Origin of the sequence: Streptomyces sp. NPDC050535 (assembly GCF_044457665.1) — a bacterium.
In the GTDB taxonomy this organism is placed as follows: domain Bacteria; phylum Actinomycetota; class Actinomycetes; order Streptomycetales; family Streptomycetaceae; genus Streptomyces.
The window spans coordinates 334,973-356,962 of the sequence record NZ_JBITHE010000008.1; the positions used below are offsets into that span (position 1 = coordinate 334,973).

A 21,990-nucleotide genomic window follows, 5' to 3' on the forward strand; every position below is an offset into this window, starting at 1 on the left:
GTGAGGTCGATACGGGGAGGTAGACTAGAGAGTGTCTGGCCGGACGCGAGCCCGCGCATGCCCTGAACGCACCTGTGTGGGGTGCCGGGAGCGAGCGGCCAAGAAGGAACTGCTGCGCATCGTGGCGGTCGAGGGTGAATGCGTCCCCGATCATCGCGGTACGCTGCCCGGCCGGGGTGCGTATGTACACCCCGCCCTGGTCTGCTTCGACCTGGCGGTCCGCCGCCGGGCGTTCCCACGGGCGCTGCGCGTCCCGGGATCGCTCGACAGCAAGGCGTTGCGCCACTACGTCGAGCAGGCAACACCGTAAAACGTGTCGCGCGGAACCCCCGTGCGGCCCTGGTACCCCGCGAGTTGGAAGTAGGTCGAGATTGCGATGAGCACTCGATGAGCACGCGATGAGTACGCCCATGAAGTAGCGACGGTCCGGACGCACCCGGACCTAAAAGGAGCGAAGTGGCTAAGGTCCGGGTATACGAACTCGCCAAGGAGTTCGGGGTTGAGAGCAAGGTCGTCATGGCCAAGCTCCAGGAACTCGGTGAGTTCGTCCGTTCGGCGTCCTCGACGATCGAGGCGCCCGTAGTACGCAAACTGACAGATGCCCTCCAGCAGGGCAACGGCGGCGGCAAGCCGGCGCCGCGCAAGGCAGCGCCCGGCAAGCCGGGTGCGCCTTCTCCCGCGCAGGCAGCCCGTCCGGCCGCCCCGCGTCCGCCGGCTCCCAAGCCGGCCGTGGCCGAGAAGCCCGCGGAGGCCGCACCGGTCACCCCGGCTGTTCCGTCCACTCCGGCTTCGGGCCCGCGTCCGGGTCCCAAGCCCGCGCCGAAGCCCGCTGTGGCGGCTCCGGCTCCGGTGGCTGCCGAGTTCACGGCGCCCCCGTCGGCTCCCGAGGCTCCGGCCGCCGGCGCCTCTCGTCCGGCCGCTGCCCGTCCCGGTGCTCCCAAGCCCGCCGGTGCCCGTCCGGCCGGTCCCGGCCAGGCCGGCCCGGGCCAGGGTGGTCAGAGCCGTGGCGACCGTCCCGAGCGCACGGACCGTCCCGACCGTGGCGACCGTCAGGGCGCTCCGCGTCCGGGTGGCCAGGGTGCGCGTCCCGGTGCTCGTCCGGCCGGCCCGCGTCCGGGCAACAACCCGTTCACCTCTGGTGGCTCCACCGGTATGGCGCGCCCTCAGGCGCCCCGTCCGGGCGGTGCCCCGCGTCCGGGTGGCGCAGGCGCCCCCGGCAGTCCGCGTCCGCAGGGCGCGGGTCAGGACCGTGGTGACCGCGGTCCCCGTCCCCAGGGCGGTCCCGGCGGCGCTCCGCGTCCGCAGGGCGGTCCGGGCGGTACCCGTCCGTCTCCGGGCGGCATGCCTCGTCCGCAGGGTGGCGCTCCGCGTCCCGGCGGCGGCCCCGGTGGTAACCGTCCGAACCCCGGCATGATGCCGCAGCGTCCCGCTGCGGGCAGCCCGCGTCCGGGCGGCGGTGGCCCTGGTGGCGGCCGTGGTCCTGGTGCCGGTGGCGGTCGTCCCGGCGGTGCCGGTGGCGGTCGTCCCGGTGGTGGCGGCGGCGGGTTCGCCGGTCGTCCGGCCGGTCCCGGTGGCGGTGGCGGCGGGTTCGCCGGTCGTCCCGGTGGTCCGGGTGGCGGCGGTGGCGGTTTCGCCGGTCGTCCCGGTGGTCCCGGTGGCGGTGGCGGCGGTCGTCCCGGCTTCGGTGGTCGTCCCGGTGGTCCCGGTGGCCGTGGTGGCACACAGGGTGCGTTCGGCCGTCCCGGCGGTCCCGCGCGTCGTGGCCGTAAGTCGAAGCGGCAGAGGCGCCAGGAGTACGAGGCCATGCAGGCCCCGTCGGTCGGCGGCGTCATGCTGCCTCGCGGCAACGGACAGTCCGTCCGCCTGTCGCGCGGTGCCTCGCTCACCGACTTCGCCGAGAAGATCGGCGCCAACCCGGCGTCGCTCGTCGGCGTGATGATGAACCTCGGCGAGATGGTCACTGCCACGCAGTCCGTCTCCGACGAGACGCTGAAGCTCCTCGCGGACGAGATGAACTTCGTCCTCGAGATCGTCAGCCCCGAGGAGGAGGACCGCGAGCTGCTCGAGTCCTTCGACATCGAGTTCGGCGAGGACGAGGGTGGCGAGGAGTTCCTCGTCGCGCGTCCGCCGGTCGTGACCGTCATGGGTCACGTCGACCACGGTAAGACCCGCCTGCTCGACACCATCCGCAAGACGAACGTCGTCGCGGGCGAGGCCGGCGGTATCACGCAGCACATCGGCGCGTACCAGGTGGCGACCGAGGTCAACGGTGAAGAGCGCAAGATCACCTTCATCGACACCCCGGGTCACGAGGCGTTCACCGCCATGCGTGCGCGTGGTGCCAAGTCGACCGACATCGCGATCCTCGTGGTGGCGGCCAACGACGGTGTGATGCCCCAGACGATCGAGGCGTTGAACCACGCCAAGGCGGCCGACGTGCCGATCGTGGTCGCGGTCAACAAGATCGACGTCGAGGGCGCCGACCCGACCAAGGTGCGCGGTCAGCTCACCGAGTTCGGTCTGGTGGCCGAGGAGTACGGCGGCGACACGATGTTCGTCGACATCTCCGCCAAGCAGGGCCTCAACATCGAGGCTCTCCTGGAGGCCGTGGTCCTCACCGCGGACGCCTCGCTCGACCTGCGGGCCAACCCGGAGCAGGACGCGCAGGGTATTGCGATCGAGTCCCACCTGGACAAGGGCCGCGGCGCCGTCGCGACCGTCCTGGTCCAGCGAGGCACCCTGCGGGTCGGCGACACCATGGTGGTCGGCGACGCGTACGGCCGTGTCCGCGCGATGCTCGACGACAAGGGCGAGAACGTGGAAGAGGCGGGTCCCTCGACCCCGGTCCTCGTCCTCGGTCTCACCAACGTCCCGGGCGCCGGCGACAACTTCCTGGTTGTCGACGAGGACCGTACGGCGCGTCAGATCGCCGAGAAGCGCGCGGCGCGTGAGCGCAACGCCAACTTCGCCCGCCGGGGTGTCCGGTTCTCCCTGGAGAACCTGGACGAGGCCCTCAAGGCCGGTCTGGTGCAGGAACTCAACCTCATCATCAAGGGCGACGCGTCCGGTTCGGTGGAGGCCCTCGAGTCCTCGCTGCTCCAGCTCGACGTCGGCGAAGAGGTCGAGATCCGTGTCCTGCACCGCGGTGTGGGTGCGGTCACCGAGTCGGACATCAACCTGGCGACCGGCTCCGACGCGATCGTCATCGGCTTCAACGTCCGCGCAGCGGGCCGCGCGGCTCAGATGGCGGAGCGCGAGGGCGTCGACGTCCGGTACTACTCGGTGATCTACCAGGCCATCGAGGAGATCGAGGCGGCCCTGAAGGGCATGCTGAAGCCGGAGTACGAGGAGGTCGAGCTCGGCACGGCGGAGATCCGCGAGGTCTTCAAGTCGTCCAAGCTGGGCAACATCGCCGGTGTCCTGGTCCGTTCGGGAGAGGTCAAGCGCAACACCAAGGCGCGCCTCGTCCGCGACGGCAAGGTCATCGCGGAGAGCCTCAACATCTCCGGGCTGCGTCGCTTCAAGGACGACGTCACCGAGATCCGCGAAGGGTTCGAGGGCGGTATCAACCTCGGCAACTTCAACGACATCAAGGTCGACGACGTCATCGCGACGTACGAGATGCGCGAGAAGCCGCGCTCGTAAAGCGGTTGTGCGAGCTGGCCGGCGGGGCTTGTCCCCGCCGGCCAGCTCGCCGCTTTTCAGGGGCGCGACGGGTAGGGGCGGCGGGGGCGAAAACCCCGTCGAGCGGACCGGGACTTCGTTGTACGGTTCTGATGTCCCTGCCAAGCGCATTGGCAGGCCGTCTATCCCGTACCGGCGGGACATCCGGATACACATGTACGTGGGGACACTGTCCTTCGATCTGCTCCTCGGCGATGTCCACTCGCTCAAGGAGAAACGCTCCCTCGTCCGGCCGATCGTCGCCGAACTTCAGCGGAAGTACGCGGTGAGCGTGGCGGAGACGGGAAACCAGGACCTGCACCGCAGGGCCGAGATCGGCCTCGCGGTGGTCTCCGGAGACACCGAGCACCTCACCGACGTACTGGACCGGTGTGAACGGCTCGTCGCGGCCCGACCGGAGGTGGACCTGCTGTCGGTACGGCGCAGACTCCACACGGACGACGACTGACCACAGCCGACGACGTCCGACGAAGACCGACGAAGACCGACGAAACAAGCAAGGCGAAGAAGGAGACGGACCAGTGGCCGACAACGCGCGGGCTAAGAGGCTGGCGGACCTCATCCGAGAGGTGGTGGCCAAGAAGCTGCAGCGCGGGATCAAGGACCCGCGGCTCGGCACCCACGTCACCATCACGGACACCCGGGTCACGGGTGATCTGCGGGAGGCGACCGTCTTCTACACGGTGTACGGGGACGACCAGGCGCGGGCGGAGGCCGCCGCGGGCCTGGAGAGCGCCAAGGGCGTGCTCCGCTCCGCGGTCGGCGCGGCGGCGGGCGTGAAGTTCACGCCGACGCTGGCCTTCGTCGCGGACGCCCTGCCGGACACCGCCAAGACCATCGAGAACCTCCTCGACAAGGCGCGGGCCTCGGACGAGAAGGTGCGCGAGGTCTCCTCCGGCGCGAAGTACGCCGGTGACGCCGACCCGTACAAGAAGCCGGACTCCGACGAGGAGCCGGACGACGCCGACGAGACGGACGACGCCACCGGATGACCGAGAAGCACCTGACGCCCGACGGACTTGTCATTGTCGACAAGCCGTCGGGCTTCACCTCGCACGACGTGGTCGCCAAGATGCGCGGGATCGCCAAGACCCGCCGCGTCGGACACGCCGGCACCCTCGACCCCATGGCGACGGGCGTGCTCGTCCTCGGCGTCGAGAGGGCGACCAAGCTCCTCGGGCACCTCGCGCTCACCGAGAAGGAGTATCTGGGGACCGTCCGGCTCGGGCAGAACACCCTGACGGACGACGCGGAGGGTGACATCACCTCGTCCGCGGACGCGTCCGGCATCGAGCGGGACGCCGTCGACGCCGGCATCGCCAAGCTGACCGGCGACATCATGCAGGTGCCGTCCAAGGTCAGCGCCATCAAGATCAACGGAGTGCGCTCCTACAAGCGGGCGCGCGACGGCGAGGACTTCGAGATCCCGGCCAGGCCCGTGCGGATCTCGTCGTTCTCGGTGTACGACGTCCGCGCCGCCGTCGCCGAGGACGGCACCCCGGTCCTCGACCTGGTGGTGTCGGTGGTCTGCTCGTCCGGCACGTACATCCGGGCACTCGCCCGTGACCTGGGCGCGGACCTGGGCGTCGGCGGTCACCTCACCGCGCTGCGCCGCACCCGCGTCGGCCCGTACAAGCTGGACTCCGCGCGCACCCTCGACCAGCTCCAGCAGGAGCTGACCGTGATGCCGGTCGCGGACGCCGCCACGGCCGCGTTCCCGCGCTGGAACGTGGACGACAGCCGGGCGAAGCTGCTGCTGAACGGCGTGCGGCTGGAGATGCCCGAGGAGTACGCCGGGCGCGGCGCCGTCGCGGTCTTCGACCCGGCGGGGCGCTTCCTGGCGCTGGTGGAGGACCAGAAGGGCAAGGCCAAGAGCCTCGCGGTGTTCGGCTGACGCCGAAGCTCCACGGGAAAGCTCTGCCGGACCCGCCCGTGGAGCGGCGATCACGGGGTCTCGTGCCCGCCGCTCCACAGTCCCCCTCGGTTCCCCCACCCAAGGGTGTATCCATCCGAACTCGCACATTCACCCCATCGAGCAGGCGCTCGGAGTGAAGCGGGGTAGCGGAAGGGGGCGCGTTCGCGACGCGATCTGTCCCGCTGATCATCCCGCGCCTACCGTCGGAAACAGGAGCGCCGGGGGGAGGTTCGAGCATGGCGGGACGAGGCCCGCGGACCGGGGGCCGGCACGCACCGGTCGACAGCGGAGCGGCAGCCGACGGCCGACGAACGCCGGACGACACCCGGGCGACACGGGCTGGTCCGCGGGAGACATCCGACGACGGCCGGGAATCACCTGAGGACGACCCGGCGATGCCGGACGAGGCGCTGGTACGTGTCTGCGACCTGGCGGGGCGTCCGCGCGGCACCGGCTTCGTCGCCGACCACCAGGGCACGGTGATCACCAGTCACGAGGCGGTCGACGGACTGGCCCGTCTGGTCCTGCACGCCCCCGGCGGACGCACCTGTGTGGTCACCGCGGACGCGGTCACTCCCGTCCCGGACGCCGATCTGGCGCTCGTACGCACCGAAGGTCTCGGCGTGGACCCGCTCCCCGTCACCGTGCGCGGCCACGTCGAGACGGGCACCTATGTGCGGATCGCCGCGGGCGGCTGGCGCGAGGCCCGGGTGCTCGGCGCCTGCGCGGTCACCTACACGGCAACCGACCGCTTCCATCTCCTGGGCGACGCACTGGAGTTGGCGATCGGCACGACCGGCGCCGACGCGCTGCGGCTGGGCGGCGGAGCCGCCGGAGGCCCCGTCCTCGACGTCTCCACGGGAGCGGTGGTGGCGGTCCTCGGCACCGCGCTGCACGCCGGGCACAGGGTGGCGGGCTTCGCCGTCCCACTGCGGGGGCCGGACGCCGAAGGCCCTCTCGCCGCACTGCTGGCCCGCAACGCGACGACGGTCCCCGCGTATGGCGCCGACCTCAATCCGGCGGGCGTCCTGGAGCTCACGGCGACGTCCGTGGGCTCGGATGGACCGGACGACGCCGACGACTCCGAGCCTGTCGAACGGGTCGATGTCGTCAGGGAGTTCGAGGCGTTCACGGCTCCGGTGGAGGGCTCCGCGGCCGTGCTCGGGCTCGTCGGCCCGCCCGGCAGCGGCCGTACGACGGAACTGGCGGCCCTCGCCGCACGCCGCACCCGGTGCGCGGAACCGGCGTCCACGCTGTGGCTCCGAGGCGCCGACCTCTTCGACACCGACCACTCGGTGGCGGAGGCCGCGGCGCGGGCACTGGAGCGGGCGGGGCGGATCGTCGCGGCCTCGCGGGAGGGCCTGGTGAGTTCGGCGTGCCCGGGCGTGCTGCCTCCTGAGGGGTACGACGGAGAGCTGGGCGACATCGGGCCGGAGCGGCTGGCCCGGGTGGCGCGGGACACCGGGCGGCCGTTGCTGCTGCTCCTGGACGGTCCCGAGGAGATGCCGCCCGCCCTCGCCCACCGGATGCCCCAGTGGACGGCGGGCACGGCTGACTGGCTGCGGGAGAACGGGGCGCGGCTGGTGATCGCGTGCCGCGCCGAGTACTGGGAGCAGGTGGGGGCCGGGTTCCCGAGTGAGCTGCTGCACCGGGGCCGCGGGACCTCCGCCCAGGCGGCAGGGCGGTTTCCCGCCTGTGTGTGGCTGGGGGACCTGACCGAGGGGGAAGCGCTGCGGGCCCGCGCTCACGCGGGAATCCCCGAGGGCGCGCTCGCGCCCGCCGACGCACGCCACCCCTTGTCCCTGCGGCTGTTGTCCGAGGTACGGGCCGCGCTGCCGGACTGCGACGACGCCGGGCCGCTCGACCGGGACGAGGTCTTCGCCGCGTACCTGGACCTCATGTGCCTGCGCGTCGCGGTGCGGCTCGCCGCGGCGAACGGGCTGCGCGGCTCGGCGGTACGACGGCTCGCCGCGCAGGTCTCCGGCCAGGTGCACGAGGCCGCGCGGCGCTGCCTGGGGCCCGGTCAGGGGGAGTTGGACCGCGTCTCCTTCGAGGCCGTCTTCCCCTGGGGACCCGCCCGTGGACGCCGCCTCGGCGCCGCCACCGGCTGGGCCTCCGCCGTCCTCACCGAGGGACTCCTCGTCCCGGCGGGCACCGGCTACCGGTTCGCCCACGAGGAGCTCGCCGACTGGATCCAGGGAACCCATCTCGACCTGGCGCCCGCCCTGCACGCCCTGGTTCACCGGGGGCGAGCCGATCCGGCCGAGGCGCCGGAGTCCGCGCGGGAGACCCGTGCGCTTCCCGTCCCCCGGCACCGCATCGGCCCGGTCGTCCAGGCCCTGCTTCTGCTGGCCCGTCAGCGGTACCCCGCCGAACTGGCCCGCAGGCTGCTGGAGTTGGTGCACGCCGTGGACGAGCTCCTGCCGGCCGAGCCGGTACCGCCCGGCGACGCCGCCTGGTGGGCCACGCACCTCTGCGCCGACGTCCTGCTGCGCGTGCCCGACGCGGGACCGTACGCCGGGGTGCTGCGGCAGCTCGCCGAGCGGATCGTGACGTGGCGGGAGCAAGGGCGTCGCGTACCGGCGGAGTTCGGGCCGGCGTTCTGGGAGGCGCTGGCGCTGCCGAGGGCGGAACGGTTCGAGCTCCTGAGGTGTCTGGTCGTCGCGGACGAGGCGCCGCGGCCCGCGAACCAGGGCCAGGTTCATGGCCGGGAGGAGGGCCAAGGCCAAGAGGAGGGTTCGGGCCAGCGGCAGGAAGGTGAACCCCGCTACCTGGACGCCGTGGCACGCCTCCTCGCCGCCGACCCCACCGCCGTACAACCGCACCTCACCCCTTGGTTCGACGACGACCGCCCTCTTCCCGCGACCCCGCACGCGACCGTGGCGACGGCGGCTCAGACGCTGCTGTACGCCTACCGGCGCCGGGCTCTGGACGATCTCGCGGAGGCGCTGGTCGGAGTCGCGCACCGGCACGCCGACGAGCTGCTCGCCGTACTCGCCGAGGAGGAACCGTCGGCCGTCTGCCGGGCGGTCGACCGCTGGGCGCACGACGACCGGCCGGCGCGGCGGGTGGCGGCGATGGCCTACGGGCTGCGTGCCGCACCACATGTGCGCACCGAGGCCGACCGCGCCCTGCTGCGCTACGCGGCGCTCGCCCTGCTGGCCCGCCCCGCCGACAGCACCCTGCACGGCGGCGCGCTCGGCCTCCTCGTACGGGACCCGTGGACCCGGGCGCGCCATCTGACCCAGGCCCTCGAGCGGTTCACGGCGGGCGACCCGCAACTGCCCGCGAGCGCGCTGGTGGCCGCCCTCGCGACCCACCCCGACCAGGTGCTCGCCGCCTTCAGGACGCGGCTGTGGCAGCCGGGCACGGGCCCGCACACGGACGAGACGCTGCTAACCCTCGCCGAGGTCACCACACCCGCCCTGGCCGGCCGCGTCGCCGCCCTCGTCCGCGAGCTGGCGGAGCTGCGCCCGGCGACCGCCGCCCACGTGGCCGCGTACGTCGACCGGCGACTCGAACACGGTCCGGAAGCGCGTCCGGTGCTCTTTCCGCTGGTCACCGGCCTGCTCGACGGCTGCCCCGCACCGGTGCGGTCGGCGCTCGCGACCGTGCTCGCCGCATCCGGCGGTCCCGCCTCCCGTCCGCTGCGCCGCGAACTGCTGGACCTCCTCCTCACGGGCGAGCGGGACCCGGCCGTCCTCGGCACCCTGCTGCGGGCCGCCGCGACCGGCGCGGCCCGCAGGGGAGAGGAACCCACCCGGGAACTCGTGCACCGCACGGGCCTCCTCCTCGTCCGCACCCCGGCCGGCGCCACCGGGTTCGACCGCGGCCTCGTCGACCTGGCCCGTACCGTCCCCGGCTTCGCCGCGCTCGTCGCCCGCTGGCTGACCGGCGCTCCCGAGGAGTGGGCCGGCGTGGTCGGCCCGAGCACCCGCCGCATGATCGAGAACCTGGCCGGGGCACGGGTCCCCGCCTGACCCGGGCGCGGTGGTGCGGGATGTGTCACAGCCCGATGCCGATGCAAGCGGAGCGCACCCGGCATGGCACTCTTAGAGCTGCGCATGAGGCAATCACGGACACGGGTTCGACGAGTTTGCGACAAGGAGCAGACACAGTGCAGCGCTGGCGTGGCTTGGAGGACATCCCCGAGGACTGGGGGCGCAGCGTCGTCACCATCGGTTCCTACGACGGGGTGCACCGCGGACACCAGCTGATCATCCAGCATGCCGTGGACCGCGCCCGTGACCTGGGCGTCCCCTCCGTCGTCGTCACCTTCGACCCGCACCCCAGCGAGGTGGTCCGCCCCGGCAGCCACCCCCCGCTGCTCGCCCCGCACCACCGCCGCGCCGAACTGATGGCAGGGCTGGGCGTGGACGCCCTCCTCATCCTCCCCTTCACCACCGAGTTCTCGAAGCTGTCGCCCGCCGACTTCGTCGCGAAGGTCCTCGTCGACAAGCTGCACGCGAAAGCGGTCGTCGAAGGCCCCAACTTCCGCTTCGGCCACAAGGCCGCCGGCAACGTCGGGTTCCTGCGTGAGCAGGGCGAGACGTACGACTTCGAGGTCGAGGTCGTCGACCTGTACGTGACCGGTGACGCCGGCGGCGGCGAGCCCTTCTCCTCGACCCTCACCCGGCGACTCGTCGCCGAGGGCGACGTCGAGGGCGCGCGCGAGATCCTCGGCCGTCCGCACCGTGTCGAGGGCATCGTCGTACGCGGCGCCCAGCGCGGCCGCGAGCTCGGCTACCCGACGGCGAACGTCGAGACCCTCCCGCACACGGCCATCCCCGCCGACGGCGTCTACGCCGGCTGGCTGCACGTCGCGGGTGAGGCGATGCCCGCCGCGATCTCCGTCGGTACGAACCCCCAGTTCGACGGCACCGAGCGCACCGTCGAGGCGTACGCCATCGACCGCGTCGGCCTCGACCTGTACGGCCTGCACGTCGCCGTCGACTTCCTCGCCTTCGTGCGCGGCCAGGCGAGGTTCGACTCCATCGAGGCGCTGCTGGTGGCCATCGGGGACGACGTGAAGCGGTCGCGGGAGCTGATCGAGGGGTACGAGGGGGAGTAGTAGCAGTTTCCCTCCGTCGCGTTCTTCCATCGCCGTCCTCCGTTCCGCGGAGGGCGTGCGTCGATGGCCTACGTCGATGGCGGCGGCCGGCGCCTGTGGTGGCACCGGCCGACCTCCCACACGGTGACGGTGTCTACCTGGTGGCGGGCGCTCTCGCCCAATGGCACGCCACCTGTGTCTCGGCGCCTCCGGCGAGCACTTCCAGATCCTGGCTCCGGCACGCGTCCGCCACCCCCGCCCGCTCCGCCTCCCCGTTCGCCAGGACCTGGCAGCGTGCGTGGAAGCGGCAGCCGGAGGGGATGCGGGACGGGTCCGGGGGCTCGCCGGTCAGCACCACCGGTTCGCCCGGGGCCTCCGGCAGGACGGACAACAGGGCCTGGGTGTAAGGGTGTTGAGGGGCAGTCAGAACCTGTTCGACTTCGCCCGTCTCCACGATGCGGCCCAGGTACATCACCGCGACCCGGTCGGCGATGTTCCATGCCAGGCCCAGGTCATGGGTGACCACCAGGGCGGACAGGCCCAGTTCGGTGCGCAGCCGCAGGAGCAGGGCCAGGATCTCGCCGCGTACCGAGGCGTCCAGGGAGGCCACCGGCTCGTCGGCGACGATGAGTTCGGGCTCCAGGACGAGGGCGCCCGCGATGACGACTCGCTGGCGCTGGCCGCCGGACAGCTCGTGCGGGTAGCGGAGGAAGAAGCGTTCCGGTGGGCGGAGTCCCGCCCGGGAGAGGGCTTCCGCGACCGCGGCCCGCTCGTCACCGCCGTACCGGTGGATGCGCAGGCCCTCGGCCACCGCGTCGTACACCGTGTGACGGGGGTTGAGGGAGCCGCTCGGGTCCTGGAGGACGAGCTGGACCCGCTTGCGGTACGCCTTCAGCGCGCGTGAGGAGTAGTCGAGGGGCTTGCCGTCGAAGGTGACGCGCCCTCCGGTCGGCGGGACGAGACCGAGCAGCGAGCGCGCCAGTGTCGTCTTGCCGCAGCCCGACTCGCCGACCAGCGCGACGATCTCACCGCGCCGGATGTCGAGGTCGACCCCGTCGACGGCACGGGCGAGGGCCGCGCCGTGCCGTCCGGGGAAGGCGATGTGCAGGCCCTGGGCGCTGAGCAGGGGCGATGGTGCCGTCACTGGGTGCTCCTGGCGTGCGGGGGCGGTCATACGGTGCTCCTCGTCTCCGGGACCGGCGCCCCGGCGTGCACACAGGCCGCCCACCGGCCCGCGCCCGCGTCCCTGAGCACCTGGTCCTCGGTCACGCAGGATTCCAGCGCCACGGTGCACCGGGAGTGGAACGTACAGCCGGACGGCAGTGCCGACGGGTCCGGCGGATCGCCCGGCAGGCCGCGCGGCGCGAACCGCGAGGCGGTGTCGCCGATGCGGGGGAAGGCGGCCGACAGGGCCTTGCCGTACGGGTGTCGGGCATTCTCGTAGACCTGCTGGGCGGGTCCCTCCTCGACCACGCGGCCCGCGTACATCACGGCCAGCCGGTCGCAGGTGTCGGACAGCACCGCGAGGTCGTGGCTGATCATGACGAGCCCCAACTCCTGCTCGGTGACGAGCTGTTGGATGAGCCGGAGGATCTGGGCCTGGATCATCACGTCCAGCGCGGTGGTCGGTTCGTCGGCGATGACGAGCCGTGGATCGCAGGCCAACGCCATGGCGATCATGACGCGTTGGCGCTGGCCGCCGGACAGCTCGTGCGGGTAGGCGTCGGCGCGGGCGGCTGGCAGGCCCACGTGTTCGAGCAGCTCGCCGGTCCTCCGCCTCGCGCCCGCCGCGGTCGCCTTCCTGTGCAGCAGGATCGGCTCGGCGATCTGGTCGCCGACGCGGTGCACGGCGTTCAGCGAGTGCATGGCGCCCTGGAAGACGATCGAGGCGCCGGCCCAGCGGACCGCCCGCACGCGGCCCCACTTCATCGTCAGCACGTCCTCCCCGTCGAGCAGGATCTCGCCGGTGGTGCGCGTGCCGGCGGGCAGCAGCCGCAGCAGTGCGAGGGCCAGGGTGGACTTGCCACAGCCCGACTCGCCCGCGATGCCGAGCTTCTGGCCCGCGTCGAGCGTGAGGTCCACACCGCGGACGGCGGCGGCCCCGCCCGTGTAGGTCACCTCGAGGTTCCGGACCTCCAGCAGGCGAGTTCCAGTCTGCGTGCTCAACGTGCTACCCCCAGCTTGGGGTTGAGGACCGATTCGACCGCGCGCCCGCACAGCGTGAACGCCAGCGCCACGCCCGCGATGGCGACTCCCGGCGGCACCAGGTACCACCACTTCCCGGCGCTGACCGCGCCCGCCTCCCGTGCGTCCTGGAGCAGTCCGCCCCACGACACGACCGTCGGATCGCCGAGCCCGAGGAACGCGAGCGTCGCCTCGGCGAGGATCGCCGAGGAGATGATCAGCGTCGTCTGGGCAAGGACCAGCGGCATCACATTGGGCAGCACATGGCGGGACATGATGTGCCAGTGCCCGCCGCCGAGCGCCCTGGCCCGCTCGATGTACGGCCGCGACTCCACCGCCAGGGTCTGCGCGCGCACCAGCCGTGCCGTCGTCGGCCAGGTCGTGACGCCGATCGCCAGGATGATCGTGCCGAGCGAGCGGGACATCACGGTCGCCAGCGCGATCGCGAGAACGAGGGTCGGCATGACCAGGAACCAGTCCGTGATCCGCATCATGACGGTCGCGAACCAGCCCCGGAAGTGCCCCGCCGTGATCCCGATGACCGCGCCGATCGCCACGGACAGCACCGCGGCGAGCAGGCCGACGAGCAGCGACACCCGGGCGCCCCACACCACCAGGCCGAGCAGATTGCGCCCGAACTGGTCGGTCCCCAGCGGGAATTCGGCACTCGGACTCTCCATCGGCCCACCCGGCGCGTTCGTCACGCTCTGCACGTCGGACCCGACGGTCAGCGGCGCCGTCAGCGCGATGAGCGCGAAGAGGCCGAGGGCACCGAGCCCGAGAACGCCCGCCCGGTGGGTTCTGTACTGCTTCCAGAAGCGGGCCACCGAGGCCCGGCGGCGCTGCCGGGCGAGAGCGCGTGGGCTCTTCACGGACACCGGTGCGGCCTGCTCGGCCGCGGTGGATTCGGTCGTCATCGGCCCACCCGGGGATCCAGCAGCGGATAGATCAGATCGGCCAGCGTGTTCATCACGATCACCGCCGCCGCGAAGAAGAAGAACAGCCCCTGCACCAGGGGGAGATCGGGCACGCTCAGCGCCTGGTAGAAGAGCCCGCCCAGGCCCGGCCAGGAGAAGACGGTCTCGACGAGGATGACACCGGCGACGGTCCGGCCGAGGTTGATGAAGATCAGCGTCACGGTCGGCAGCAGGGCGTTGGGCACCGCGTGCCGGCGTCGTACCAGATCGTCGCGCAGGCCCTTGGCCCGGGCCGTCGTCAGATAGTCGCTGCCCATCTCGTCGAGCAGCGCCGAGCGCGTCACGAGCAGGGTCTGCCCGTACTCGACGGCGACCAGGGTCACCACCGGAAGGACGAGATGGTGGGTGACATCGAGGACGTACGCGAAGCCGGTCTCGCCGTTCCCCGACTCCATGCCGCCGGTCGGGAACAGGCCGGGGATCGGGCCCATGCCCACCGAGAAGACGATGATGAGCAGCAGCCCGAGCCAGAACGACGGGATGGAGTAAAGGGTCAGCGCCAGACCGGTGTTGAGCCGGTCGCCGATCCCGCCGTTGCGCCACGCGGAGCGGGTGCCGAGGAAGATGCCGAGCGCCGTGAAGAGGACGAACGACGTGCCGGTGAGCAGGAGGGTGTTCGGGAGCGCCTCGGTGATCTTGTCGATGACGGGGGCCCGGAACTGGTACGACGTGCCGAGGTCGCCGCTGAGCGCCTTGGCGCAGTAGTCCGTGAACTGCTCCCACATCGGCAGGTCGAGCCCGAACTCCTCACGGTAGTTGGCGAGTTGCTCCGCCGACACCTGACGGCCACCTGTCATGTACTTCACGGGGTCGCCGGGGATGAGCCGGAAGAGGAAGAAGCTGGTGACGAGGACGGCGAGCAGGGAGACGGCCGCGCCGCCCAACTTGCCCGCCACGTACCGCGGATAGGCGGTCCTGCTGCGTGCCCGTGGCCCGCGGACCGACGGCCCGGCCTCAGCCGGACCGCCGATCGCCGCGGTAGGCGAGGGTGTTGCTTCAGCGGTCATGGACTCTCACTCGGTGGGGGCTGCTCGCGGCTCGGTGGGGGACCCGTGGCTACTCGCGGTCGTCGGCGGTCGAGCGGCGCCGCATCGCGAAGAACGCCGCGGCGCCCAGCAGGACGACCGCGCCCGCGACGATGCCGATGATGACCCCCGTCGACCCCGAACCGTCGGAGGACTCACCGGAGGAGGCCGCCGGAACCGCCGACCACCAGCTCCAGTAACCGTCCTGGCCGTAGATGTTGCCCGCGGCCTTCGGCATCGTCTCGATCGACTTGATCTGGTCGGTGCGGTAGGCCTCGACCGCGTTCGGGTACGCCATGACGTTCATGTACCCGGTGTCGTACAGCCGCGACTGCATCTGCTTGACGAGGTCCGCCCGTTTGGCGGTGTCGTACTCCGCGAGCTGCTGGTCGTACAGATCGTCGAACTTCTTGTCGCAGATGAAGTTGTCCGTCGCACCGGTGTCCTTGGGGGTCGCCGGGAGCGCGCCGCAGGTCTGGATCGACAGGAGGAAGTCGGGATCGGGATTGGCGGACCAGCCGTCGAAGGCGATGTCGTACGTCCCCGCGAGCCAGGGGTCGGTCACGTTGTCCAGGCAGTTGAGGGTGACACCGATGCCGAGCTCGCCCCACCACTCCTTCAGGTACTGTCCGACCGCCTTGTCGTTCGGGTCGGTGGCGTGGCACAGGACGCGGTAGTTGATCGGCTTGCCGTTCTTGCCGACGCGCTTGCCGTCGCCGTTCTCCTTGTAGCCCGCCTCGTCGAGGAGCCGGGCCGCCTCGGCCGGGTCGTAGGACAGTTCCTGGCTCGCGGACGGCTTCCAGAAGTAGTCGGAGAAGCGTGGCGGGAGATAGCCGGCCCCTTCGACGGCATGGCCCTGGAAGACCTTGGCGAGGAGGGCCTTGCGGTCGACGGCCATGAACAGCGCCTGTCGCACCTCCTCGTTACGCAGCGACTCGTGCCCGTCGCCGAACTCCTGCCCGTTCTTGGCCCGCGCTCCCGGGTTGACGGCGAGCGCGTAGAAGCGGCGCCCCGGCGCGTCGTTGACCTTGATGTTCTTCTGGGTCTCCAGCGTGGCCGCCTGAGCGGGCGTCAGGCCGAAGGTGAAGGAGACCTCGCCCTTCTGGAGGGCGGCGACGGCGGCGTCGTTGTCCTTGTAGTACCGGAAGACCAGCTCGTCGAACTTGGGGGAGCCGCGCCAGAAGCTCTTGTTGGCCTTGAGCCGTACGTAACTGTCGGCCTTGTAGTCGGTGAGCACGAACGGTCCGTTGCCGACGACGGGGAAGTCCTTGTCGTTGTTGAACTTCGAGAAGTCCCCGACCTTCTCCCAGACGTGCTTCGGCACGATCGGCACGTCGAGCGCGGCCATGGTGGCCTGCGGCTTCTTCAGTTCGATGACCAGTTCGGTGGGGCTCGGAGCGGTGACCTTCCTGAAGTTGCCGACGAAGCTGCCGTTGGCCGTCGCCGCGCCGTCGTCGGTCATCATCTTGTTGAAGGTCCAGGCCGCGTCCTCGGCGGTGGCCTGCTCACCGTCCGACCACTTGGAGTCGGAGCGGATCGTGTAGGTCCACGTGAGCTTGTCGGCCGAGGGTTCCCACTTGGTGGCGAGCCCCGGGATGGCGTGGTTGTCCGCCGGGTCGTAGTTGGTCAGGTACTCGTACATGAGCCGGTGGATGCTCGTACTGACCAGGCGGCTCGCGAGGAACGGGCTCAGCGAGTCGACGCTCTGCGCGACCGCGACCGTGAGGGTCTTCTTGCTCGCCTTGGCCTGATCCTGGGCCTGATCCTGGGCCTGCGGCTGGGCCTGAGTCCGGGCCTGGGCGGGCTGGGGTGCCGGGTTGAGCGGGGTCGCGAGAACGGCGGTGAGGGTGAGCGCCGCGACGCCCGCGGCGGCGACGAGCCGCAGGTGCCTTCTGCCGTGCTGATGCTGTGTCTTCATGGGTCGGTGACCTCGCGTCATCGCTCGCACAGGGATGGCTTGTTGAACGGATGGACCACGGTTGATCGGGGGACGCCGGCGGGGCTGGTGAGTGTGTCTACCAGCGCCGGTCTCCACGAGTCAACGGCGCATGAACCCCATGTGGCCTGCGGAAATAACGAGTTGACGCGCATTTTTCACTCATTGGTTCAGACCGCTGAAGCCCCCCAGGTGAGGGCCTGACGCCGCGAAACACCTGCGGGTACGCGAAGGGCCCGCACCGTACGGAGACGGTGCGGGCCCTGACGCGAATCGGTCCCCCGAAAGGGGCCGATCGGGTTACTGCTGAGGGGGCGCCGGCGGCTGGAAGGGCTGCCCCGGCTGGGGATACGGCTGCCCCTGCTGAGGCGGATACGGCTGTCCCGGCTGCTGCGGGTGACCCTGGCCCGGTTGCTGGGGGTAGGGCTGACCGGGCTGCGGCGGATAGGGCTGCTGTCCGGGCTGCGGCTGCTGCGGGACCTGCCCCGGTGCGGGTTGTCCTGGGGCAGGCTGACCGGGGTACTGCTGTCCCGGCTGCTGCTGGTACTGCTGACCCGGCAGCGGGGGCGCGGCCACCGGCGGCGGGTTGCCGTCGGACGTCCAGAGCCCGTGCGACTGCTGGTGGCGCGCGATGTCCTCGGCCACCATCGCGGAGAGGTTGAAGTACGCCTCCCGCACCTTGGGCCGCATCATGTCGAGGTCGACCTCGGCGCCCGCGGACAGGTGCTCGTCGAAGGGCACCACGATGACCCCGCGGCAGCGCGTCTCGAAGTGGCTGACGATGTCCTCCACCTTGATCATCTTCCCGGTCTCGCGGACCCCGGAGATGACGGTGATGGACCGCGAGACGAGATCCGCGTACCCGTGCGCCGACAGCCAGTCCAGCGTCGTACTGGCACTGCTCGCACCGTCGACCGACGGCGTCGAGATGATGATCAGCTGGTCGGCGAGGTCGAGCACTCCGCGCATGGCGCTGTAGAGCAGACCCGTGCCCGAGTCGGTCAGGATGATCGGGTACTGCTTGCCCAGTACGTCGATCGCGCGCCGGTAGTCCTCGTCGTTGAACGTGGTCGACACCGCCGGGTCGACGTCATTGGCGATGATCTCCAGGCCGGACGAGGCCTGGGAGGTGAACCGCCGGATGTCCATGTACGAGTTGAGGTGCGGGATGGCCTGCACGAGGTCGCGGATGGTGGCCCCGGTCTCGCGGCGCACGCGGCGCCCGAGCGTACCCGCGTCGGGGTTGGCGTCGATCGCGAGGATCTTGTCCTGCCGCTCGGTGGCGAGCGTCGAGCCGAGCGCGGTGGTCGTGGTCGTCTTGCCCACGCCGCCCTTGAGGCTGATGACGGCGATCCGGTAGCACGACAGCACCGGCGTCCGGATCAGCTCCAGCTTCCGCTGCCGCTCCGCCTCCTCCTTCTTGCCGCCGAGCTTGAACCGCGACGAGCCGGCGACGGGGCGACCGCTCTTGGCCTTCTGCTTCTTGTTGTTGAGCAGCCGGTCGGAGGAGAGCTCCACCGCCGCGGTGTACCCGAGCGGGGCGGCGTTGGGATTGATGGGCTGACGCTGGTCGTGCCGCACGGGCTGCGGCCAGCCGGCTCCGGCGCGTGGATCGACGGGGGCCTGGGGCTGCGGCTCCGCGGCGGGCGGAACGCCGGGGCCCTGCGCGGGCAGACCCTGCTGGGGCTGTGCCTCGTACTGCTGCGGTACGGACGGGTAGCCCGGCTGCGCCTGCCCCTGCTGCGGGTACGGCGGGGCCGCCTGCGCCGGGGGGACCGGGGCCGCGGGTTGCGCGGAGGACTGTTGCGGAAAGCCGTAACTGGGCTGGGGCGCGGGGGTGTTGGGCGCCTGGGGGGCGGGGGACTGCTGAGGGAAGCCGTATGCCGGTTGCGGTTCCGCCGGCGCGCCCTGGGGAGGGAAGCCGTAAGCGGGTGCGGGTGCCGGTGCTGGCTGGGCGGCGTGCTGGTTGGGCACCGCCGGGGCCGGGGCCTGTGCGGGGGCGCCGGGCTGCGGGAAGCCGTAGCTGCCCTGGGGGGTGGGGCTCGGGGCCGGAACGCTGGGCTGTGGGAAGCCGTAGCTTCCCTGGGGCTGGGCCTGGGGCTGGGGTGCCTGAGGCTGGGCGTCGGCCACGGGGGGCGGTGACACCGGTGCGGGCACCTGCGCCGGGCCGGCGGAAACGGGTGCCCCGGAGGGGGACCACGCCGGAGGCGCCGCGGGCTGCGGCGCGGGCGGCTGTGTCGGGAAGGGCTGGCCCGGTGCCGGTGCCGGTGCCGGCGCCGGTGGCTGGAACGGCTGGCCCGGTGCGGGCGCGGCCGGCTGAGACCGGGGCGGCTCCTGTACCTGCCCGGCCTCGGCTGCCGCGGGCGGCGTGGACACGGGCCACTCCGCCGCGGGAGCGGGCGCCGCGGGCTGATAGGCGGGCGGCAACGGCGGCAGCCCACCCTGCGGCAACGGCGGCGGAGCCCACGCCGGAGGAGCGTCCTGTACCGGAGCTTCCCCACGAGGCCCGGGGCCCGGGACCACATCCTGAGGCTCGGCGTTCTGGGGCACCGCGTCACGGACCTCGTCGACGCCGGTCACGACATGCGCGACCGGAGGTTCCACGACCCCGCCCTCATCGGACGCGTCGGAAACCTGGGGACCAGCCACCGCGTCGGCGGATGCCAACTCGGCATCAGCGGTTGCCTCGTCCTGTACGACGTGCAGGTCGCTGTCGCTGTCGCTGTCGCTGTCGCCGTCGCCGTCGGAATCGCCGGAGCGGTCGGGAGCATCCCCCGTAGAAGTCCCGACAGCGGCACCCGTGGGTACCTCCGCCCGCTCCGCGACCTCACGTTTCACGGCGCGAGCGGAGATCCGCATCGTCGCGCCGCTCTCCAGATCCTCGCCGCCGGCCTCCGCGTCGTCCGACACCGGCACGGGCGACACAGGAGCAGCGGCGGGAGCGATGGCCTGTGGAACGGCGGGTGCGGCAGGAGCCGCCGTGGGAGGCAGCTGGAGGGGCAGGCTCGGCAGCTCGGCCGGGCTGCCCGCGACGGGCCCCACGACAGGCGGAGCCGCGGGAGTCTCCGCGTTCGACGCCTCGGCGGGAGGCTCGACCGCACCTTCCACCGGCGGGTCGGGCACCACGGCAGGGCTCACCAGAGGCGGTACGGAAGACGTACCCCAGGGCGAACCTTCCGGAGCGGCCAGGCCTTCTGAATCGACATCCGCGTCTGCGTCCGCCGATGCCGCGTCGGCCGGTGCCTCCGCCCCGGGCACCTCCGAAGAACCGGAGCCCTCGGAGCCCTCAGCCGCATCGGCCCCATCGCCGGAGATCCCCGCATCCTCCGAAGCCGCCTCGGGTTCCGGCTCCGGATCCGGCTCAGGCGCGGACTCCGGCTTCGGCTCAGGCGCGGACTCCGGCTTCGGCTCCGAAGCCGGGTCCCCCGAACTCCCCGACGCGTTCTGCGTGTACCAGGCCGGCGGCGCGTAGTCGATGGTGAACTCGCCCGTCGTCTCGACGGCGGACTCCGCGTCGGAGTGGTCATCGCCGGGTGTGGCCCAGCCCCCGCGGATGCCGTCCCGATCGCTGCTCACAATTCCTCCTGGTGTGGTCGAGCCCCCTGTTGCGGCGCCGTGCCGGGGCGGGATGTGGTCGGTCCGTCCACGGGCTCTGGCGTCGCGCCCGGTCCCAGACTAATCACCACGACTGTCAACACGGCAGGCCCGTCCGCCCCACCGCCACTGCCCGCTACGACGCACGCTGCCCAGAAGTGCCGTACTCACGCCCACTATTGACCGGCAAAGCGGACAAACAGTGTCATCGAGGCGATCGCGTTGCGAGTGGGTCTCGGCCCGCTCCTCCCCTTGTACCCAGTCCGCACCGGCGGCGGAACAGCAAGCCGAATAAGGTCCTTGGAAGGGGTGGTGAACAAGCCGCGCCACACGCCGGGCAGTTGACGGTCAGCGGTTCCCCGTACATGAAGAAGCGGCCGACGCGGCCCACCGCCGCCCCGACCGCTCGCCCGGCTACCGGCCGGCCCTCTCGGCGGTGATCCCCGCCTCGGCCGGCCGCGAGCCCCCTACTCGCCCGCCAAGCCGCCGTTGTGCGGCGCCGGCTCAAGATCGAACTCGCCGTCCCGGGCCCCGAGCACGAAGGCCCGCCACTCCGCCTCCGTGTACCGCAGCACCGTCTCGGGGTCGAGAGACGACCGCATGGCCACCGCGCCCTCGGGCAGGTACGCGATCTCCACCCGCTCCTCGTGCTCCTCCGTGCCCGGCGCGCTCAGCCATTCGACGCCCGAGATGTCGAGGGCGTAGAGCTCGTCCTTCTCCCGCTCCTTGCGCGCCTTGACGTCCTTGTCCGCTTCCTCGGCCATGTTTCCGCCGGCCCCTTCCCCGCATACGAAAGACCTGTCCGCTCACCCTAGTGGCCTGGTCCGCGCCGTACGGGCGGGTTCGGGGAGCGGGTAAGCCGGGTCTGCCCAGGCTGGTACCCTGTGTAACGGCCGCTTGTGTACGCACCCCCGGAGCTCACCGCTCCGGAGGCCGCGCCCGGCGGATCCCGCCTCCCGAGTTACAGAAGCTCCCCTGAGATGTGGACCAGGGGCACTCGATGGCACATCACAGACTACGAGGAGTACGCGTGCCGCTCGACGCCGCAACGAAGAAGCAGCTCATCACCGAGTTCGGCCAGAAGGAGGGCGACACCGGCTCCCCCGAGGTCCAGGTCGCCATGCTCTCGCGCCGTATCTCGGACCTGACCGAGCACCTCAAGACCCACAAGCACGACCACCACTCCCGCCGTGGTCTGCTGATCCTGGTCGGTCAGCGTCGCCGCCTGCTGCAGTACCTGGCCAAGAAGGACATCCAGCGCTTCCGTGCGCTGGTCGACCGCCTGGGCATCCGCCGCGGTGCGGCGGGCGCCAAGTAAGACATCGTGAGAGGGAGCGGTTCCCACTTCTAGGGGACCGCTCCCTTTTGCTGTACGTGCTCTAGGTGCGGAGTGTCACCGACGCTTTGTAGTGTGGTAGCACGACGCAGTACGCAGGACACAGCAGGTACGACAGCAGGTAAGACAGAAGTACGCAGGACAAAGCGTGATGAAGCCCCGCCCGCCGGGCAGGGGCACGTCACGACAACGAACGAGGAGAAGCGCACCTCGCCGCCGCCGGTCCTCGGTAGTGGCCCCCGGGGAAATATGAACCCGGGTGCTTCGATCGAAGACCGGCCAGCACCAG

15 protein-coding genes are annotated in these 21,990 nt (G+C 71.5%); 8 read left to right on the forward strand and 7 right to left on the reverse strand.

Going from position 1 to position 21,990, the window contains the following annotated elements:
• Nucleotides 1-31 precede the first annotated feature (31 nt).
• From ACIBLC_RS20725 to ACIBLC_RS20755, 7 genes are all read left to right on the forward strand, one after another.
• Entirely contained in the window at nucleotides 32-310 is a 279-nt protein-coding gene (locus tag ACIBLC_RS20725; protein ID WP_399212479.1) for a YlxR family protein, read from the forward strand.
• A 146-nt stretch (nucleotides 311-456) separates the two neighbouring features.
• Entirely contained in the window at nucleotides 457-3,645 is a 3,189-nt protein-coding gene (infB, locus tag ACIBLC_RS20730; RefSeq protein ID WP_399212480.1) for a translation initiation factor IF-2, read from the forward strand.
• 193 nt (nucleotides 3,646-3,838) lie between these two features.
• Complete coding sequence (locus tag ACIBLC_RS20735) at nucleotides 3,839-4,132, forward strand: DUF503 domain-containing protein (protein ID WP_383682436.1); 294 nt, start codon at nucleotides 3,839-3,841, stop codon at nucleotides 4,130-4,132.
• Between the two features lie 73 nt (nucleotides 4,133-4,205).
• Entirely contained in the window at nucleotides 4,206-4,676 is a 471-nt protein-coding gene (gene rbfA, locus ACIBLC_RS20740; protein WP_399212481.1) for a 30S ribosome-binding factor RbfA, read from the forward strand.
• A complete protein-coding gene (gene truB / locus ACIBLC_RS20745) occupies nucleotides 4,673-5,578 on the forward strand; it encodes a tRNA pseudouridine(55) synthase TruB (protein WP_399212482.1) in 906 nt (301 codons plus the stop codon). The genes rbfA and truB overlap by 4 nt, the downstream gene beginning before the upstream one ends.
• 416 nt (nucleotides 5,579-5,994) lie before the next feature.
• Nucleotides 5,995-9,579, forward strand: coding sequence for a trypsin-like peptidase domain-containing protein (locus ACIBLC_RS20750; RefSeq protein ID WP_399212483.1), 3,585 nt, complete (start codon nucleotides 5,995-5,997; stop codon nucleotides 9,577-9,579).
• A 137-nt stretch (nucleotides 9,580-9,716) separates the two neighbouring features.
• Nucleotides 9,717-10,670, forward strand: coding sequence for a bifunctional riboflavin kinase/FAD synthetase (locus tag ACIBLC_RS20755; RefSeq protein WP_399212485.1), 954 nt, complete (start codon nucleotides 9,717-9,719; stop codon nucleotides 10,668-10,670).
• A gap of 133 nt (nucleotides 10,671-10,803) precedes the next feature.
• On the opposite strand, the gene ACIBLC_RS20760 is transcribed toward ACIBLC_RS20755, so the two are convergent.
• From ACIBLC_RS20760 to ACIBLC_RS20790, 7 genes are all read right to left on the reverse strand, one after another.
• Complete coding sequence (locus tag ACIBLC_RS20760) at nucleotides 10,804-11,823, reverse strand: ABC transporter ATP-binding protein (protein WP_399212486.1); 1,020 nt, start codon at nucleotides 11,821-11,823, stop codon at nucleotides 10,804-10,806.
• A complete protein-coding gene (locus tag ACIBLC_RS20765) occupies nucleotides 11,820-12,815 on the reverse strand; it encodes an ABC transporter ATP-binding protein (protein WP_399212487.1) in 996 nt (331 codons plus the stop codon). Before ACIBLC_RS20765 ends, ACIBLC_RS20760 begins: the two co-directional genes overlap by 4 nt.
• Nucleotides 12,812-13,750: an ABC transporter permease gene (locus tag ACIBLC_RS20770; protein WP_399212488.1), complete on the reverse strand. Its 939-nt coding sequence runs from the start codon at nucleotides 13,748-13,750 to the stop codon at nucleotides 12,812-12,814. The genes ACIBLC_RS20765 and ACIBLC_RS20770 overlap by 4 nt, the downstream gene beginning before the upstream one ends.
• The gene (locus tag ACIBLC_RS20775; protein WP_399212489.1) at nucleotides 13,747-14,817 is read right to left on the reverse strand and encodes an ABC transporter permease; all 1,071 of its coding nucleotides are present in this window, start codon (nucleotides 14,815-14,817) and stop codon (nucleotides 13,747-13,749) included. Before ACIBLC_RS20775 ends, ACIBLC_RS20770 begins: the two co-directional genes overlap by 4 nt.
• 49 nt (nucleotides 14,818-14,866) lie before the next feature.
• Nucleotides 14,867-16,753, reverse strand: a complete 1,887-nt coding sequence (locus tag ACIBLC_RS20780) for an ABC transporter substrate-binding protein (RefSeq protein ID WP_399212490.1) — start codon at nucleotides 16,751-16,753, stop codon at nucleotides 14,867-14,869.
• Nucleotides 16,754-17,071: 318 nt separating this feature from the next.
• Entirely contained in the window at nucleotides 17,072-20,347 is a 3,276-nt protein-coding gene (locus ACIBLC_RS20785; protein WP_399212492.1) for an SCO5717 family growth-regulating ATPase, read from the reverse strand.
• A gap of 485 nt (nucleotides 20,348-20,832) precedes the next feature.
• Nucleotides 20,833-21,129 (reverse strand): DUF397 domain-containing protein, encoded by a 297-nt coding sequence (locus ACIBLC_RS20790; RefSeq protein ID WP_399212493.1) that lies wholly within the window; start codon nucleotides 21,127-21,129, stop codon nucleotides 20,833-20,835.
• Nucleotides 21,130-21,395: 266 nt separating this feature from the next.
• On the opposite strand from ACIBLC_RS20790, the gene rpsO reads away from it, so the two are divergent.
• Complete coding sequence (gene rpsO / locus ACIBLC_RS20795) at nucleotides 21,396-21,683, forward strand: 30S ribosomal protein S15 (RefSeq protein ID WP_020128575.1); 288 nt, start codon at nucleotides 21,396-21,398, stop codon at nucleotides 21,681-21,683.
• The last annotated feature ends 307 nt before the right edge of the window (nucleotides 21,684-21,990 follow it).

Bases quoted from the DNA above. Each gene is read 5' to 3' on its own strand.
- ACIBLC_RS20775 (WP_399212489.1), bottom strand. From the start codon at position 14,817: ATGACCGCTGAAGCAACACCCTCGCCTACCGCGGCGATCGGCGGTCCG.
- ACIBLC_RS20780 (WP_399212490.1), bottom strand. From the start codon at position 16,753: ATGAAGACACAGCATCAGCACGGCAGAAGGCACCTGCGGCTCGTCGCC.
- ACIBLC_RS20770 (WP_399212488.1), bottom strand. From the start codon at position 13,750: ATGACGACCGAATCCACCGCGGCCGAGCAGGCCGCACCGGTGTCCGTG.
- ACIBLC_RS20735 (WP_383682436.1), top strand. From the start codon at position 3,839: ATGTACGTGGGGACACTGTCCTTCGATCTGCTCCTCGGCGATGTCCAC.
- ACIBLC_RS20790 (WP_399212493.1), bottom strand. From the start codon at position 21,129: ATGGCCGAGGAAGCGGACAAGGACGTCAAGGCGCGCAAGGAGCGGGAG.
- ACIBLC_RS20750 (WP_399212483.1), top strand. From the start codon at position 5,995: ATGCCGGACGAGGCGCTGGTACGTGTCTGCGACCTGGCGGGGCGTCCG.
- truB (WP_399212482.1), top strand. From the start codon at position 4,673: ATGACCGAGAAGCACCTGACGCCCGACGGACTTGTCATTGTCGACAAG.
- ACIBLC_RS20760 (WP_399212486.1), bottom strand. From the start codon at position 11,823: ATGACCGCCCCCGCACGCCAGGAGCACCCAGTGACGGCACCATCGCCC.